A 14,622-nucleotide genomic window follows, 5' to 3' on the forward strand; every position below is an offset into this window, starting at 1 on the left:
AATGTTTGCTCAACGATCAAACCTCGTCAGGCTCATAACCTGAAAGCCAAACGCTCAAACCCTACTCCCAAACCGAAATGTAACCTACACAAATACAACTCACTGGCACGAAGTCCAAAGCGGCTTTCTTCATTCTGGGATGCTCCCCAACGCAAGCAATCCCGCAAGTTCCCCAACAAGTTCGATCGTATAGGCTTCTCCCTCAGGGATCAATCGAGTCACTTGCAATACGATGATGCACAAGCGAGGGAGACATATTCGAGGTCACGCTTGTCGCTGAAGTCAGAGACCGGATAACTCAACCTTTGCGCACAGCGATTTCCTATGGGATGACAGCAACCGCAGAAGGAGTGGTGTAATAGCTCCATAAAGCGTCAAAAAAATATCACTAACTAGGCAAAAAAGATCATAACATTTTCTCTGTTTCTACTCCTCCTGATAGTGGGGAGCGCCGTGATGGGGTCCGTGCATCGTTGCGCCATTCAACCCAATATAGCTGGGCCAACCAAAACAGGGATACAACACCATGAAAACTGTGAGACAATTTGCTGCCATTATCGGTTTCTCGCTTGTGTCGACGGCAGGGTTTGCACAAACGAACATCTCTATAGCAACGGCGTATCAAGACACGAACTTCCACACCCAGAACATCGCGCAGTTCGCAGCTGAGGTGGAAGAAATGACAGATGGAGAAGTCACGTTCACGCTTCACACCGGCGCGTCGCTTCTGAAAATGCCCGAAATCATGCGCGGAGTCCAAACTGGCCAAGTGCAGGCAGGGGAAATTCTGCTTTCTGCTTATGGTCAGGAAAGCCCGTTTTTTGAAGTCGATGGCATTCCGTTCCTGTCGCAAGGCCAAAAGACCGCCTGGCAGGTTTATGAACTGACGCTGCCATACATCGAGGCGCGTTTGGAAGAAAAAGGGCTTATGCCACTTTTTGCCGTGCCGTGGCCTGGTCAGGGGCTGTATGCGCAAAAGGAAATCACCGCCGCCTCGGATTATGAAGGCGTCAAATTCCGTGCCTATAACGCACTCACCGCGCGCTTCGCCGAGTTGATGGGCGCTGTGCCGACTACCGTGCAATCTGCCGAAGTCCCGCAAGCCTTTGCCACCGGTGTTGTAAGCGCGATGATCACCTCTGCGGCGACGGGCAACTACACCAAGGCTTGGGATTTCACCTCGCACTATTACGATGTGAACGCCATGAACAACAAGAACATGGTGATCATGAATGCCGATGCCTTCAACGGCTTGTCCGAAGAACATCAAGATGCTGTGCTGGCGGCGGCGGCCAAGGCCGAAGCGCGCGGCTGGATCATGTCCAATGCGGTTCAGTCTGAACTAACAGCGAACCTGTCCGCCAATGGCATGACCGTGGCCCAGCCCAATGACGAACTTATGGTCGAGCTCGAAGCCATCGGCGGGACCATGGTCGAAGAATGGCTGGTCAAGGCCGGTGATGAAGGCGCTGCGTTCTATGAAGCTTATCAGGCGCTGGACTAAGCCCCGTTATTCGTAGTGAGTGATCTTGATCTTCCTGTAGCAGCGGTGTTCTTCCTCTTATGCGCAAAATTCTGAATTCACTATATTTTGGCGCAGCTTTGCTAGGAGCGTTTTTCATCGTCGCTATCGGACTTCTGATTGTCGTTCAGGTCGTGGGGCGACAATTAGGCGTGCAGGTCAAAGGTGCTGACGACCTGACCGCCTGGAGCGTCGTGGCCGCAGGATTTCTGCCACTGGCCTACACGTTCCGCAACGGGCGCCATATCCGAGTGACGCTGCTGATCGATAAGGCAGGCCGATTCAAGACGGTGATGGAATTTGCTGTCTTGGCGATCGGCCTGTTCTTTACCGGCTACCTTACCTACTCCTCGATAGACATGGTGTGGGACTCGATCCGCTTTGATGATTTGACCCAAGGGTTGATCAATATCCCGCTTTGGATCCCTCAAGCCTCTATCCCAATTGGGGCCATGGTGCTGGCAATTGCCATACTGGACGACCTGCTTTGCCTGTTTTTTGGGCGAACTCCAAGCTATGTTCAGGCAGCAGAGCATAACGATCCAGCCGACCAACATTTAGACTGAGGTCACATCCATTGTCATTTGAAACAGCCCAGGTTGCGCTAACCATCGTCTTTTTCCTGTTCCTGTTTCTGGGGTCGGGAATGTGGATTGCCCTGTCCCTTCTTGGGGTCGGTTGGGTTGGTATGACATTGTTTACCTCTGTGCCGGTTGAAAAATCACTGGCGACCTCAATATGGCAAACCAATGCTAGCTGGTCACTTGCCGCATTACCGCTGTTCATCTGGATGGGGGAAATCTTGTTCCGTGCCAAATTGTCGGAAACCTTGTTTCGAGGGCTGACACCTTGGCTCGGCTGGCTGCCGGGCCGACTATTGCATGTGAATGTGGTGGGCAGTGGGTTCTTTGCCGCAGTCTGCGGATCGTCTGCGGCAACCTGCGCCACGGTGGGCCGGATGTCGTTGCCAGAGTTACAGAGGCTGGGTTATGACCGGACCTTGGCGGTTGGCTCCTTGGCCGGTTCGGCCACACTTGGATTGTTGATCCCGCCGTCAATCATCATGATCGTCTACGGCGTTGCGGCGGATGTCTCCATCGTGCGCCTGTTCCTTGCTGGTGTCTTTCCAGGCCTGATGATCATGGCATTGTTTTCGGGCTATATCGTGGTGCGCGCCTTGCTTTCATCCGAGGTCGCGCCCGATTTCGGCGAGCGCCTACTTTTTGCTGAGAAACTCCGCCGCTCCAAGGGGCTTTTCCCGATTATGTTGTTAATTCTCGGCGTAATCGCGTCGATCTATGGCGGAGTCGCCACGGCGACCGAGGCCGCGGCGGGCGGTGTTCTGGGTGCTCTCGCTCTGGCTGCATGGTCGCGCACTCTCACTCTCCAAATGCTGAGCGACAGCCTGATGAATGCCACGCAGCTTTCGTGCATGATTTTCCTGATCCTCTCAGGTGCCGCTTTTTTGACCACCTCATTCGCCTATCTCGGAATTCCGGCGGCGGTGGCCAGCTGGGTTGGCGGCATGGAACTGCATCCCTACACACTAATGATTGCGCTCTGCGTGCTATACGTGATCCTCGGCTGCTTCATCGAAGGGATTTCGATGATTGTTCTGACCACGTCGGTTGTGCTTCCCTTGGTTTCTCAGGCCGGGTTTGATCTGCTATGGTTCGGCATTTTTGTTATTGTCGTGGTCGAAGCCGCGCAGATCACACCACCGCTTGGCTTTAATCTATTCGTCATTCAAGGCCTTACAGGTCACAGCATTTTCCGCGTGGCCCGCGCTGCGCTGCCGTTCTTCTTCTTGTTGATTGCAGGGGCTGCGTTGATCACGCTGTTCCCGCAGATTGCTCTGTGGCTTCCTTCAACTATGAAGGGGTGACAGCACCATGGCGCGGGTCTTTCAGCACAGATCCGGTGACGAGCCAATCTGCGTCGATTTCTTCATCGGCCATCGCTTCACGATTGTTCCTTTCATCAACGCAATCGACCCGCTGCGCATCGCCAATCTTGTCAGCGGCAAAACCCTTTTCGAAACCCGCTTGATTTCTGATGATGGCAAGCCCGTTACAGCCATCAACGGGATGGAGTTTCAGGTGGATGCCGCCATGGGCGACATTCATCGCGCAGACAACGTGTTCATGTTCATTGGCTTTGATCCACTGATGGAGGTGCCGCCCGCACTTGCCAATTGGCTGCGCAAACTGGTTGTGCAGGGCGCGCATTTGGGCGCAGCCGGAGCGGGTGCGTTGTTTCTGGCGCAAGCGGGACTGCTCGACGGTTATTCAGCGACGATCCATTGGAATTACCGCGACAGCTTTCTGGAAAGCTTCCCCAAGATCCGCCTGTCCCGAAACGCATTCGAAATCGACCGCAACCGCTTTACCTGTGCGGGGGGCACTGCGACGATGAACCTGATGCTGCATGCCATCGCAGCACATTTCGGACCTGATCTGGCCTCGGAAGTGGCGGATCTGTTCATCGCAGGTGAAGTTTATCAGCCCGAAACTGAGTTCCCCCGAATGGAGCGGGCAAGGGTCGGCATTGCCCAATCTTCTTTGCGCTTTGCGGTGGATGAAATGGAAAGCCATATCGAAACCCCGCTGGGTATCACCGAACTGGCCGCGCGCGCCAATATCTCGCAACGCTCGCTGACGCGGCTCTTCAAGGACCATTTCCAGGTCACACCGGTGCAATATTATCATCGGCTGCGCCTGCAGCACGGGCAAAGGCTGATGCAGCAAACAAACATGTCCGCAACCGAGGTCGCGCTGGCAAGTGGGTTCCGATCGCCAGAGCATTTCTTTCGCAGTTACAGAAAACAGTTTGGCTGCTCACCCATCGAAGACCGCCGGAACAGTCGGTTGTTGGGGCCAGACGAAGGGGAGGATTGATGCTTCTTGTGGATTTTGGTGGGCGGGGTCAACACCGTTTCAGCCCCTATGCCTGGCGCAGCAAGATCGCGCTCGCCCATCTAGGGTTAATGTACGAGACGCGAGAGATCACATTTCTGGACAAATCCGCACTTGCCGGGATCACAGATTATTCCCGGGCCCCAGTCCTGATCACGGACACGGATGTGATCACCGATAGCTGGAACATCGCGCTCTATCTGCACCAGGCCTATCCGCACCCGACCCCTCTGTTCGCCGATGCTGGGCAGATGGGGTATGCCGCCTTTCTCAATGAATGGGTGCCACGTGTCCTTTACCCGATCATTCTGCCGATGATCGCCAAGGATGTTGTCACCAAAGTGTTGCCGGAGGAACAGAACCATTATCGCACCACGCGCGAGGCCGTGCTGGGCTGTAGTTTAGAACAGGCCGCTGAAAATCGCGAGGCCCTGGTACAGGATCTATATGCTGCGATGGAGCCGCTCCGTGCGACCCTTGCTCGGACGCCATTTTTGAACGGAGATGCATCAGGCTATTGCGACTATATTGTCGGAGCGCTGTTTCTTTGGGTTTGCGGAACCTCTCCGTTCCAACTGCTAGGCACGGATGATCCCATGCATCTTTGGCGCGCGCGGCTTTTCGAAAGATACCGTGACATCATCACGGCGACAGACGGCTACGATTGGTAGCAGATTTGGTCAGTACACCCTGCGAAAAAGATCATACCCAGAAAGAGCTGGGCAATAGTCTGGTTAGCAGCGGTTCAAAGGGCGAGACGTATGCAAATTGCTGAAACTCAAGTGCGTGTTGGAATTGATATCGGTGGCACGTTCACCGATGTGGCTTTGGAATCCAAGGGCACGCGATATACTGCCAAGCTTTTGACGACGCCTGACAATCCGGTGGATGCCTGCATGGAAGGTCTGGGCCGTGTGGTATCCGAAGCAAAGGTTTCACCGGGGGATATCGACGTCATCGTGCATGGCACCACACTGGCTACCAACGCAGTGATCGAACGCAAGGGCGCGGTCACCTCCATGGTAACGACCGAAGGTTTCCGCGACGTGATCGAGATTGGGACAGAAGGCCGCCCCGAGCAATATGACGTCAACATTCTGAAACCCGAACCGCTTGTCCCGCGGCGACGCCGGTTTACCGTGTCCGAGCGCCTCAACAGCGCTGGGGAGGTGTTGAAACCACTCGATGAAGCAGCGCTTGAGGCGTTACTACCGTCGCTGGACGAAGCCGGGACAGAGGCATTGGCCATCTGTTTTTTGCATGCTTACGTGGACTCGGTCCACGAGGCCGCCGCGCGCGATTTCTTTGCCACCAGAAGACCTGATTGGCTGATCTCATGCTCTTTCGACATCTCGCCTGAGTTCCGCGAATTTGAACGGTTCTCGACAACCTGCACAAACGCATATGTGCAGCCGCAGGTTTCGAAATACCTCGCCGAGTTTCAGGAGCGGCTGAAGGCGGCAGGATATGGTTGCGAGATGCTGATGATGCTCTCTAGTGGCGGATTGACGACGGTACAGACCGCGCGGGTATTCCCGGTGCGGCTAATCGAATCCGGTCCGGCTGGCGGCGCGATTTTCGCGTGCGATGTGGCGCGGCGTCTTAGCATCGGGCAAGCGATTTCCTTTGATATGGGCGGCACCACCGCCAAGATCTGCCTCATTGACGACTACAAAGCGCAGTCGAGCCGTCGGTTCGAGGTCGCTCGTGTATACCGTTTTCGCAAGGACAGCGGACTGCCGTTGCGCATCCCGGTTATCGACATGGTCGAAATTGGTGCAGGCGGGGGGTCCATCGCGGGCGTCGATGCCTTGGGTCGTCTGACGGTTGGTCCGGAAAGCGCGGGTTCCGCGCCAGGCCCTGCCTGCTATGGCTTGGGTGGGTCGCAGCCAACCGTGACCGATGCAAACCTTGCCTTAGGACGCATTGACCCTGTGGGATTTGCCGGTGGCTCGATGCACCTAGACACCGGTGCGACTGATGCAGCCCTGGCCCAATCCGTGGCTGAGCCGATGGGCATGAGCCCGTTGGCAGCTGCCTATGGCGTAACGGAAATGGTCTGTGAAAACATGGCCAGCGCAGCGCGGGTTCATGCGATTGAAAGCGGTAAGAACGTGGATGATCGCACCCTGATCGCGTTTGGTGGGGCAGCCCCGCTGCATGTCTGCCAGATGGCGGACAAACTGGGCATCGACCGGATCATCATTCCCTCAAATGCCGGTGTCGGCTCTGCGGTGGGGTTTCTACGGGCGCCTGTCTCCTATGAGGTGGTCCAGACCCACTACCAGCAGCTTGATCATTTCGATGTCGGTGCCGCCAATGCCGCACTGAATCAGATGGAACGCCAAGCCGAAGCTCATGTCAAATTGGGGGCTGAGGATGGGGCCAAGCTGACGCTGCGCCGCGTGGCCTACATGCGTTATCATGGTCAGGGGCACGAGATTTCCGTCGTCCTACCCGAAGGGCCGCTGGGAAATGACGCGGCCTCTGAGCTGCAAAAACTGTTCGATGCGGAATACAATATCGTCTTTGGTCGAAATATAGGCAACATCGCTTCTGGCGAGATTGTCAGTCTTGCAGTCACTGTAACGACCGAGCCCTACGACGATGTGATGGCCAGCTCCTCGGGTGGCGTGGACAGCATTGCACGTGGTACACGCCGCGCATTTGACAGCGCCAGCGAGACCGAGATGGATTTCACCATTGTCCCCCGCGACACGCTACCAAGTGTCGGCCCCGTCGCAGGACCTGCCGTGATCACGGAAAAGGAAACGTCCATCGTCGTTTCATCGGTCTTTGAAGCACGAGTCCTGGAGGGCGGCGATATCGACCTCAGGCGCACGGCCAAACGTGCCCTGGCAAAGGAGGCGTAAGACATGCAAGAGCTTCAACTTCTGCGGAAGCAACTGATCTGGAGCCGTCTGATCTCGGCAATCGAAGAACAGGCGCAAACCGTGATCCGAACCGCTTTCAGTCAATCGGTGCGTGAATGTGGCGATCTGTCGGCCGGCGTCTTCAACAGGCGCGGCGATATGGTGGCTCAGGCGGTGACCGGCACGCCCGGCCATGTGAACGCGATGGCGATCTGCATCAAGCATTTCATCGAGAAATTCCCAGTAGATGAGATGATGCCCGGTGATGTCTATTGCACCAACGATCCTTGGCTCTCGGTCGGGCATTATCACGACGTAACTGTTGTGACTCCTGCCTTTCACAAGGGGCGCATGGTGGGGCTATTGGCCAACACCTGCCACATCGTCGATATGGGCGGCCGTGGTTTTGGCCCCGACAGTCGACAAGTGTATGAAGAAGGCATCAACATCCCCATCATGCATCTCGCCCGCGAAGGTGTGGTGAATGAAGACCTGATGGGCCTTTTGCGCACAAATGTCCGCAATGCGCGGGACATGGAGGGCGATTTCTACGCCATGATGACCTGCAACGACGAAGGTGCGCGGCGGCTTGTCTCGATCCTCGAAGAATTTGGTTTGGATGATATCGAGGAGGTGGGAGATTACATCATCGAGCAATCCCGCGATTCAATCCGCAATGCGATCCGCGATTTGCCCGATGGGGTCTATGAAAATGAGACGGAGCTTGATGGTTTTTCCGATCCGATCCGATTGAAGGCAAAGATGACAATTGTCGGCGACGCCTTGACCATCGACTATGACGGTACGTCTGAGGCGAGCCTTTTTGGCATCAATGTCGTGATGAATTTCTGCATTGCCTACACTGTCTTTGGCGTCAATTGCATCGTCGGTCCGGAAGTGCCCTGTAACGCGGGGTCGATCAATGTGGCGAATGTGAAAGCGCCCCTGGGCTCAATACTGAATGTCGAGCGGCCCATGCCGGTTTCTGCCCGTCATGTGATTGGGCAGATGCTGCCGGATCTTGTGTTCGGCTGTCTGGCGCAAGCCGCGCCAGACCGGGTACCAGCCGAAGGTGCAGGTGCAATGTGGAACCCGATGTTCCGCGGCGGCAAGACCGCTGTTGACCCGGAAGTTGCAGAAAATTCCCCGACCCTTACCCGTGACTTCGACGTCATTACCTTCAACACGGGCGGCACAGGCGGGCGGCCAACCCTGGACGGTATGTCCACCACCGCCTTCCCCTCAGGCGTGCGCACGCCCCCCGTCGAGGCGATTGAGGCGGATTATCCGCTGATTATCTGGCGCAAAGAGTTCCGTGAAGGTTCAGGCGGCGCTGGAGAGTATCGCGGCGGGCTGGGGCAGGTGCTGGAATTCGGCTGCGAGGATGGCGCGCCCTTCAGCATCGCGGCGATGTTTGACCGGACTTGGCAAGCACCCAAGGGCCGACACGGGGGGCTGGATGGGGCTGTTGGCGTGGTGAAAACCGATGCCGGGACAGCGCTGAAAAGCAAGGGGCGTCAGACGGTACCCTATGGTCAAAAGCTGGTGCTGGAAATGCCCGGTGGGGGTGGTTATGGCAGCCCCACGGCTCGCGACCCTGAATTGGTGCGGCAGGATGTGCTCGATCAGCTGATCACGGTGGATGCCGCTGCCGCGGAATATGGCGTGGTGCTGACCTCAGATATGCGCGTCGATATCGGCGCCACACAGGCGCAACGCTCAACGATGAAAAGTGCGGCTGAATGACTTTACCATTCCTCTACCTCGACAATTGGCACGAATCGCAGCCCAAGACACGCTTTGACCGCGCGCTGGAGGAAAGCGGGTTGACCGTTGAGACCTATGAGACAAACAAAGGCGAATTCCCGGAAGGTCGCGCGTATTCCGGCGTCTATGTCAGCCCCAGTTTTGACGGTGCCTATGATGATCTGCCGTGGATCCATCGTCTGCATGAACTGCTGCCAGAGCTCGCCGCGCGGAAAATTCCGATGATCGGTCTCTGCTTTGGCACACAGGTGCTGGCCTCGGCGCTTTTGGGTCGGGATGCTGTATTCAAACGCGCGACCCATGAAGGCGGTCGCGGCGCAATCAGCCTGACCGATGCAGCAAAAGACGACCCGCTTTGCACGGATCTGCCTGAAAGCTTTGAAGTTTATCACTGGCATGGCGATGAAGTCGTGGCCGAATGCGACGGTATCATTACGCTGGCCACCGGGCCGGGATGCGCCAACCACCTTTGGCGTTGGGTGCATGGTCCCGTCTGGGGGGTGCAGCCGCATCCCGAAATGAATGCCGATGACCTCAGCGTCTGGATCGAACAGAACCGTACAAGGTTCACGGCCAAAGGGCACGATGTAGACGGTTATCTATCACAGTGCTTCACCTCTGATCCGGGCTTTTCCATTCTAACCCGTTTTTTAACCCTCGTCGCCACGCGTTCCTGACAAGAGAGCTATGATGATCCAAGACAGCCCTGACCTGATAGCTGCCATTCGCGACCGGTTCGCCCATGTCGACAAGTGCCCCTTCCAGGGAGAGCGCATTTTTTTCGAGAATGCCGGTGGTGCGTTGACGCTGAAATCGGTGGTGGAAACCTCGGGATTTTTTGCTGGGATCCCCGACAATCCCGGGCGCATCAATCCTGCGGGACAGGGCACTCAGGATGTGATCACCAAGGCCAAAGCTGATCTTGCAATCTTCATGAACGCGTCCTCTGGTCAATTCTTCGCAGGCGAAAGCGGAACCGAGCTGTTGTTCCGCATGATCCGCACCGCCTGCGTGAACGCACCGAAGGGCGCGAAGGTCATTGGGACATCAATCGAACACCCGGCCTCACGCAGCGCTGCGCGCCGGTGGGCCCAGATCGCTGGACTTGAATATGTGAACGTACCCCATGACGCCGTATTGGGGCTTGTGACGGCAGAGGATTACACCGCGCTAATGACGCCGGATGTGGCCGTGGCGACGATCCTACACGCCTCACCGGTGACCGGGATGGGAATGGATGTGGCGGCCATTTCAGCGGCAATCCGGGCAGTGTCGCCGGATTGCATAATCATTGTCGATGGCATCCAGCACGCCGCGCATGGGCATCTTGATTTGGACGCCTACAATGTTGATGGCTACGCGATCTCGCCCTACAAGGTCTTCTCGCGCCACGGATACGGCATCGCATGGATATCTGACAAGCTAAGCGCAGTGCCTCATGACATGTTGATTGATGCGCCCGCAACAGGGTGGGAGTTCGGCACGCGCGATGCTGGGTCATACGCGACGGTGTCTGATGTGGTGGCCTATTTCGACTGGCTTGGCGGCGAAGTCTCCAATGAAACTGACCGGCGCAAGCGGATCGAGGCAGCGGGCCGCGCGATCCACGCCTATGAAACGTATCTGACCGAAGCGATGATCAACGGCATCGGCAACTTGAAGGGGCTGCGTGATCTGGACGGCGTGACTATCCTGGGCGGCCCGGACAATCCGGCGCGCGAGGGGCTGGTCTCGATCGCCATTGATAGGAAACCGTCCGAAGAGGTGGTTGCAGACTTGAATGCCCAAGGTATCCGAACACATACAAGGAAAGCCGATCACTATAGCGGCAATGTACTTGTCCCACTTGGTCTGTCGGACTGTATCCGCATCTCGCTTTGTCACTACAACTCAGAGCGGGAAGTAGCTGACCTGCTAACGGTTCTTGCTGAAGTCACGATGGATTGATCATCGGTTGCGTGTCCAACAATCCGCAAACTCGCTTAAGAGTATTCAGGAACTTCAAACGCATGGCGGACGCGGCCAAATACCCAGGAACAACTAGCCGAGATCCAAGAGATTTGTTGCCCCGCCCAAGACTTTTTTATTCAGCGGGAATAGCGCGCCGCATATATTGTGCATGGCTGCGCTTGGTCCCGCCCAACAGTAATCACCTATGAGCATTGTCCACAATTTTCGCGCTATACCCTCGCACGGCGGGAAACTCACGGACAATGTTGATTGATGCCGAAACTTGAGCGAACGTCGACTTAAATTCAATTCAACAAACCCGCTTCGGCGCGTGTTTCAGAAGGCAACTGGCCGAAATGTGATTGGTACAGTTTCGTAAACTGGCTCCAACCCCAGAACCCGTGACGTGCAGCAATATCCCCAATCGAAGCTCTGAATTGCGATGGATCCCCCAGCGCACGCCTTGCCATATGCAGACGCAACAGTCGGTGATAGCTCAACGGGCCTAGTGCGACGTGTGAGGCGAACGAATTCTGAAGTGCCCGGCGCCCGCCCCCGGTTTCCGCAAGCAGATCGTCCACTCCGTGAATTGTATCCCAGTTTTTATGAATCGCGTTTCGACCCTTTAGGAATTTTTCATAGGACGCCGAACCGATCGTGCCCGAAAGAGTGGTTCCGTGCCCCGAAATCTCTAGTGACAGTTTGGAAACAAGTCCTGCAAGCAGAGCATCCCCAATATAAGCGGCGGATGCCTTCCCCGTTTCTACAAAGCTGGCGCCTTGAATGGCCTGAACCACATCTTCCCGAATGCGACGTGCAAGTTGCGGGGCGTTCAGAAGCTGTGCGCCAAATTCAGGTGCAAATAGCCAGTCGTTCGCCAGCGCAGACAACCCCGAATGGCCTTGCAGATGATCCTTTTGAACAATGATCGCAATGACTGCACCTTCGATGGGACTATGCAAATGAAAGGTGGAACCTGGCATCGCGATCATGACATTGCCGGAAGTGAACGAACCACCATTCAGGCAAAAGGGTTCGTCCGCATTTGCCAAAACGCCAACGGTCACAGCGTCCGAAGGCCCTGTCACGGATTGTTCGAGCGCCTGCGTACAATGCTCCAAATGAATAGAGACCTTGTCGCTCAGAAAACAGGACAGAAAGCGCCCGACAAAAGGTCCGGGTGTCAATTGCAGATAGCTCTGATCAAAGCCGACCAGCCGTTCGGCCTGTTCGTCAAAATCATGGTACTGCGCGTCAAGTATGACGCCCGGATTTGCACTTAACAAGTAATTTGGGACGCAAGCGTTTGATAGTATGCGCACTTTTACAATCCTCCGGGATCCGAAGCCTGCGCAGGCGTGATAACGGTTCCTGTCGCGTCCTTGTAAACTAACAGAGCATGCAGCGGCTTTGAAGCTGCCGGGACAATAACAGGGAGAGACAGATGTTCAAAATCTTGACGACGATCGCCACGATAGGCTTTGCATCCAGCGCTTTTGCCGAGGACGCGTGGATGTCCATTCCGGTGCCACCCGCCATGCCAGACGCGGCAGAGGCAGGACAGGCCGATGTGAATGGCATCTCAATGTACTATGCGACTTACGGAAACGCAGATGGTACACCGATCCTGTTGATCCATGGGGGCTTGGCGCACGCCGATATCTGGGCCGGCCAGGTTGCCGATCTGTCGACGGATTACCGCGTCATCGTGGCAGACACGCGAGGGCATGGGCGATCTACAAACGATGGCAGCGCCTATAGCATCGAGCTCTTGGCGACCGACTATCTTTCGTTGCTGGACTCCCTCGACGTAGAAAAAGTTCACCTGGTGGGTTGGTCGGATGGTGCCAATATCGGGTATGAGATATCGAAGACCGCGCCTGATCGGTTGGCCAGCCATTTTGGACATGCCGGTAACGTGACCCTCGCGGGTGTCGACCCGGCGGTCGAGACAAATGAGGTTTTCGGCGGATATGTAGGAATGATGGCGGGGGATTACGCCAAGATGTCTCCGACACCGGACGGGTTCGAAGCCTTCGTTGGCGGCATTTCAGAGATGTGGTTTTCGGACAAGGCGGACGGATTGAAGCTGATCGAAACGATCACTGTGCCGACACTCGTTGTGCAAAGCGAGTATGACGAGGCGATTTTGGCAGAGCATTCTGCAGCGATAGCCGAGGCTATTCCCGGAGCAACACTCCTAACTTTGGAAGATGTGAGCCATTTCGCCATGTTCCAAAATCCAGCAACCTACACGGCCGCCATTCGAGACTGGCTGAACGCACAATAGGCTTGGACCGTGCGGGCACCACATAGGTGCCCGGCTCACCCCCCCGCAAGGCGCATTTGGTGCAAATGCAGCGAATGGGAAGCAAGCTACGTTCTTCGATGGCTGGTCCCGGCAATAGCGAAAGAGCGGTTTGGAGTTCACGCCTGAGGCTGCAACGCAGCTTTGAGCGTGCCGCACTGCAAGCGGATGCTGCGCCAGCAAACGCCAGGAACGGCAACGCTGTCCCGCAGATTGTGAGTTCGATGGTCTCCAGATTTTGCCCTCGCAGCGAATGGCAGCAAATTGTCTGGTGGGTCCACGACTGGAAGATACGCAAGTTATCGTCAGCTACGACAAGCGCCGCTACAAACACCGCAACCGCGTCGAGGTTATATCCTGGTTGTCGAATGGGAGCGAGTCCCGGCCCCCGGGTCAAAGGCCCGGTTTGACAACATTCGGCAAGCGTGTTTAAGACACTTTTGTGACAGTACAATCCTGTCTGATAGGCCGCTACGAATTAACCCTATTCCTCACAAATGAATTTCTAGCGGTTGCGATAGATAACCAAGGAGTTTCAGGTGTTTGCTTTGCAGAAAGTGTCCGCGCGGCACATCATTTTTACTGTCGCGGTCCTGAATCTGTTGATGGTTGTTATTGGCTATATTGGCCATGACAACCCGACCAAGCACTACCGGGAAGGGACGGTCGGCACCCATATTTCCATTTTACTTCTCGCTTTGATCGCGCTGGTGAATTTTCAGATTTTCCTGCGGCAGAGGCACGTCATCTGGTTGCTGATCTCGCTGGGATTTACCTTTCTCGCCTTTGATGAAGGGTACGAGATCCACGAAGGTCTGGACAAGGCGTTTCATCGCTTTTTCGGAATATCGCAAACCAGCTTGACTGACAGGATCGACGACATTCTGATCGGTATTTATGGGCTTATCGGTGCAGGCATTCTCTATCGTTGCCGTGCAGAGATTCTTCGCCATCAAGTATTGCTGCAATACCTGTTCATCGGGTTTGCGTTTTTGGCCGCTTCGGTGGTGTTCGACGCGGTCACGAATGATAACGCGCTGTTTCTTTGGATCGGTATACCAGAGGCCCAGGTCCTGGATTTCAAGTTACCGCTGCGCGCTTTGGAAGAGGTTTGCAAGCTTATGGCCGAGGCATTCTTCCTGGCGGGATTTGTTTTGGTTTTGAGGCAGGTCAAAGAGAACAGAGAATTTGCGGCTGGAGACGCATTGAAAACTGGTTCCACACGTCCAACAGAGTAGGTCTGCAGTCTACGGGCTAGCTGTTCCAAATCTGGATTTCATGCGGCAT

The 14,622-nt window shown here is 55.7% G+C and carries 12 protein-coding genes; 11 read left to right on the forward strand and 1 reads right to left on the reverse strand.

From position 1 onward, the window contains the following. The first annotated feature begins 526 nt into the window (after window positions 1-526). The 9 genes from Q1B46_RS18725 (at window position 527) to Q1B46_RS18765 (ending at window position 11,024) form a co-directional block, all read left to right on the forward strand. Window positions 527-1,504, forward strand: a complete 978-nt coding sequence (locus Q1B46_RS18725) for a TRAP transporter substrate-binding protein (RefSeq protein ID WP_299950434.1) — start codon at window positions 527-529, stop codon at window positions 1,502-1,504. Between the two features lie 59 nt (window positions 1,505-1,563). Then, window positions 1,564-2,088, forward strand: a complete 525-nt coding sequence (locus Q1B46_RS18730; protein WP_299950437.1) for a TRAP transporter small permease — start codon at window positions 1,564-1,566, stop codon at window positions 2,086-2,088. Window positions 2,089-2,099: 11 nt separating this feature from the next. Continuing rightward, window positions 2,100-3,407: a TRAP transporter large permease subunit gene (locus tag Q1B46_RS18735; protein WP_299950440.1), complete on the forward strand. Its 1,308-nt coding sequence runs from the start codon at window positions 2,100-2,102 to the stop codon at window positions 3,405-3,407. 7 nt (window positions 3,408-3,414) lie between these two features. Beyond that, window positions 3,415-4,419 carry a GlxA family transcriptional regulator gene (locus Q1B46_RS18740; protein WP_299950443.1) on the forward strand — a complete coding sequence of 335 codons (1,005 nt, stop codon included), beginning with the start codon at window positions 3,415-3,417 and terminating at the stop codon, window positions 4,417-4,419. Continuing rightward, window positions 4,419-5,108: a glutathione S-transferase N-terminal domain-containing protein gene (locus Q1B46_RS18745; RefSeq protein ID WP_299950446.1), complete on the forward strand. Its 690-nt coding sequence runs from the start codon at window positions 4,419-4,421 to the stop codon at window positions 5,106-5,108. The genes Q1B46_RS18740 and Q1B46_RS18745 overlap by 1 nt, the downstream gene beginning before the upstream one ends. Before the next feature lie 90 nt (window positions 5,109-5,198). After that, window positions 5,199-7,310 (forward strand): hydantoinase/oxoprolinase family protein, encoded by a 2,112-nt coding sequence (locus Q1B46_RS18750; RefSeq protein WP_299950450.1) that lies wholly within the window; start codon window positions 5,199-5,201, stop codon window positions 7,308-7,310. A 3-nt stretch (window positions 7,311-7,313) separates the two neighbouring features. Further along, window positions 7,314-9,056, forward strand: coding sequence for a hydantoinase B/oxoprolinase family protein (locus Q1B46_RS18755; RefSeq protein ID WP_299950453.1), 1,743 nt, complete (start codon window positions 7,314-7,316; stop codon window positions 9,054-9,056). Then, window positions 9,053-9,754: a type 1 glutamine amidotransferase gene (locus tag Q1B46_RS18760; protein ID WP_299950456.1), complete on the forward strand. Its 702-nt coding sequence runs from the start codon at window positions 9,053-9,055 to the stop codon at window positions 9,752-9,754. Before Q1B46_RS18755 ends, Q1B46_RS18760 begins: the two co-directional genes overlap by 4 nt. A gap of 13 nt (window positions 9,755-9,767) precedes the next feature. Further along, entirely contained in the window at window positions 9,768-11,024 is a 1,257-nt protein-coding gene (locus Q1B46_RS18765; RefSeq protein ID WP_299950459.1) for an aminotransferase class V-fold PLP-dependent enzyme, read from the forward strand. 308 nt (window positions 11,025-11,332) lie between these two features. Here Q1B46_RS18765 and Q1B46_RS18770 read toward each other — a convergent pair whose 3' ends face one another. Further along, window positions 11,333-12,349 (reverse strand): helix-turn-helix domain-containing protein, encoded by a 1,017-nt coding sequence (locus tag Q1B46_RS18770; RefSeq protein WP_299950462.1) that lies wholly within the window; start codon window positions 12,347-12,349, stop codon window positions 11,333-11,335. A gap of 122 nt (window positions 12,350-12,471) precedes the next feature. Here Q1B46_RS18770 and Q1B46_RS18775 point away from each other — a divergent pair, with 122 nt between their 5' ends. Continuing rightward, the gene (locus tag Q1B46_RS18775) at window positions 12,472-13,317 is read left to right on the forward strand and encodes an alpha/beta fold hydrolase (protein WP_299950466.1); all 846 of its coding nucleotides are present in this window, start codon (window positions 12,472-12,474) and stop codon (window positions 13,315-13,317) included. Window positions 13,318-13,874: 557 nt separating this feature from the next. After that, window positions 13,875-14,573: a hypothetical protein gene (locus Q1B46_RS18780; RefSeq protein ID WP_299950469.1), complete on the forward strand. Its 699-nt coding sequence runs from the start codon at window positions 13,875-13,877 to the stop codon at window positions 14,571-14,573. The last annotated feature ends 49 nt before the right edge of the window (window positions 14,574-14,622 follow it).

The sequence above is a fragment of the uncultured Ruegeria sp. genome (assembly GCF_947500045.1).
Classification (GTDB): domain Bacteria; phylum Pseudomonadota; class Alphaproteobacteria; order Rhodobacterales; family Rhodobacteraceae; genus Ruegeria.

Bases quoted from the DNA above. Each gene is read 5' to 3' on its own strand.
- Q1B46_RS18725 (WP_299950434.1), top strand. From the start codon at position 527: ATGAAAACTGTGAGACAATTTGCTGCCATTATCGGTTTCTCGCTTGTG.
- Q1B46_RS18730 (WP_299950437.1), top strand. From the start codon at position 1,564: ATGCGCAAAATTCTGAATTCACTATATTTTGGCGCAGCTTTGCTAGGA.
- Q1B46_RS18760 (WP_299950456.1), top strand. From the start codon at position 9,053: ATGACTTTACCATTCCTCTACCTCGACAATTGGCACGAATCGCAGCCC.
- Q1B46_RS18740 (WP_299950443.1), top strand. From the start codon at position 3,415: ATGGCGCGGGTCTTTCAGCACAGATCCGGTGACGAGCCAATCTGCGTC.
- Q1B46_RS18755 (WP_299950453.1), top strand. From the start codon at position 7,314: ATGCAAGAGCTTCAACTTCTGCGGAAGCAACTGATCTGGAGCCGTCTG.
- Q1B46_RS18765 (WP_299950459.1), top strand. From the start codon at position 9,768: ATGATCCAAGACAGCCCTGACCTGATAGCTGCCATTCGCGACCGGTTC.
- Q1B46_RS18750 (WP_299950450.1), top strand. From the start codon at position 5,199: ATGCAAATTGCTGAAACTCAAGTGCGTGTTGGAATTGATATCGGTGGC.
- Q1B46_RS18745 (WP_299950446.1), top strand. From the start codon at position 4,419: ATGCTTCTTGTGGATTTTGGTGGGCGGGGTCAACACCGTTTCAGCCCC.
- Q1B46_RS18775 (WP_299950466.1), top strand. From the start codon at position 12,472: ATGTTCAAAATCTTGACGACGATCGCCACGATAGGCTTTGCATCCAGC.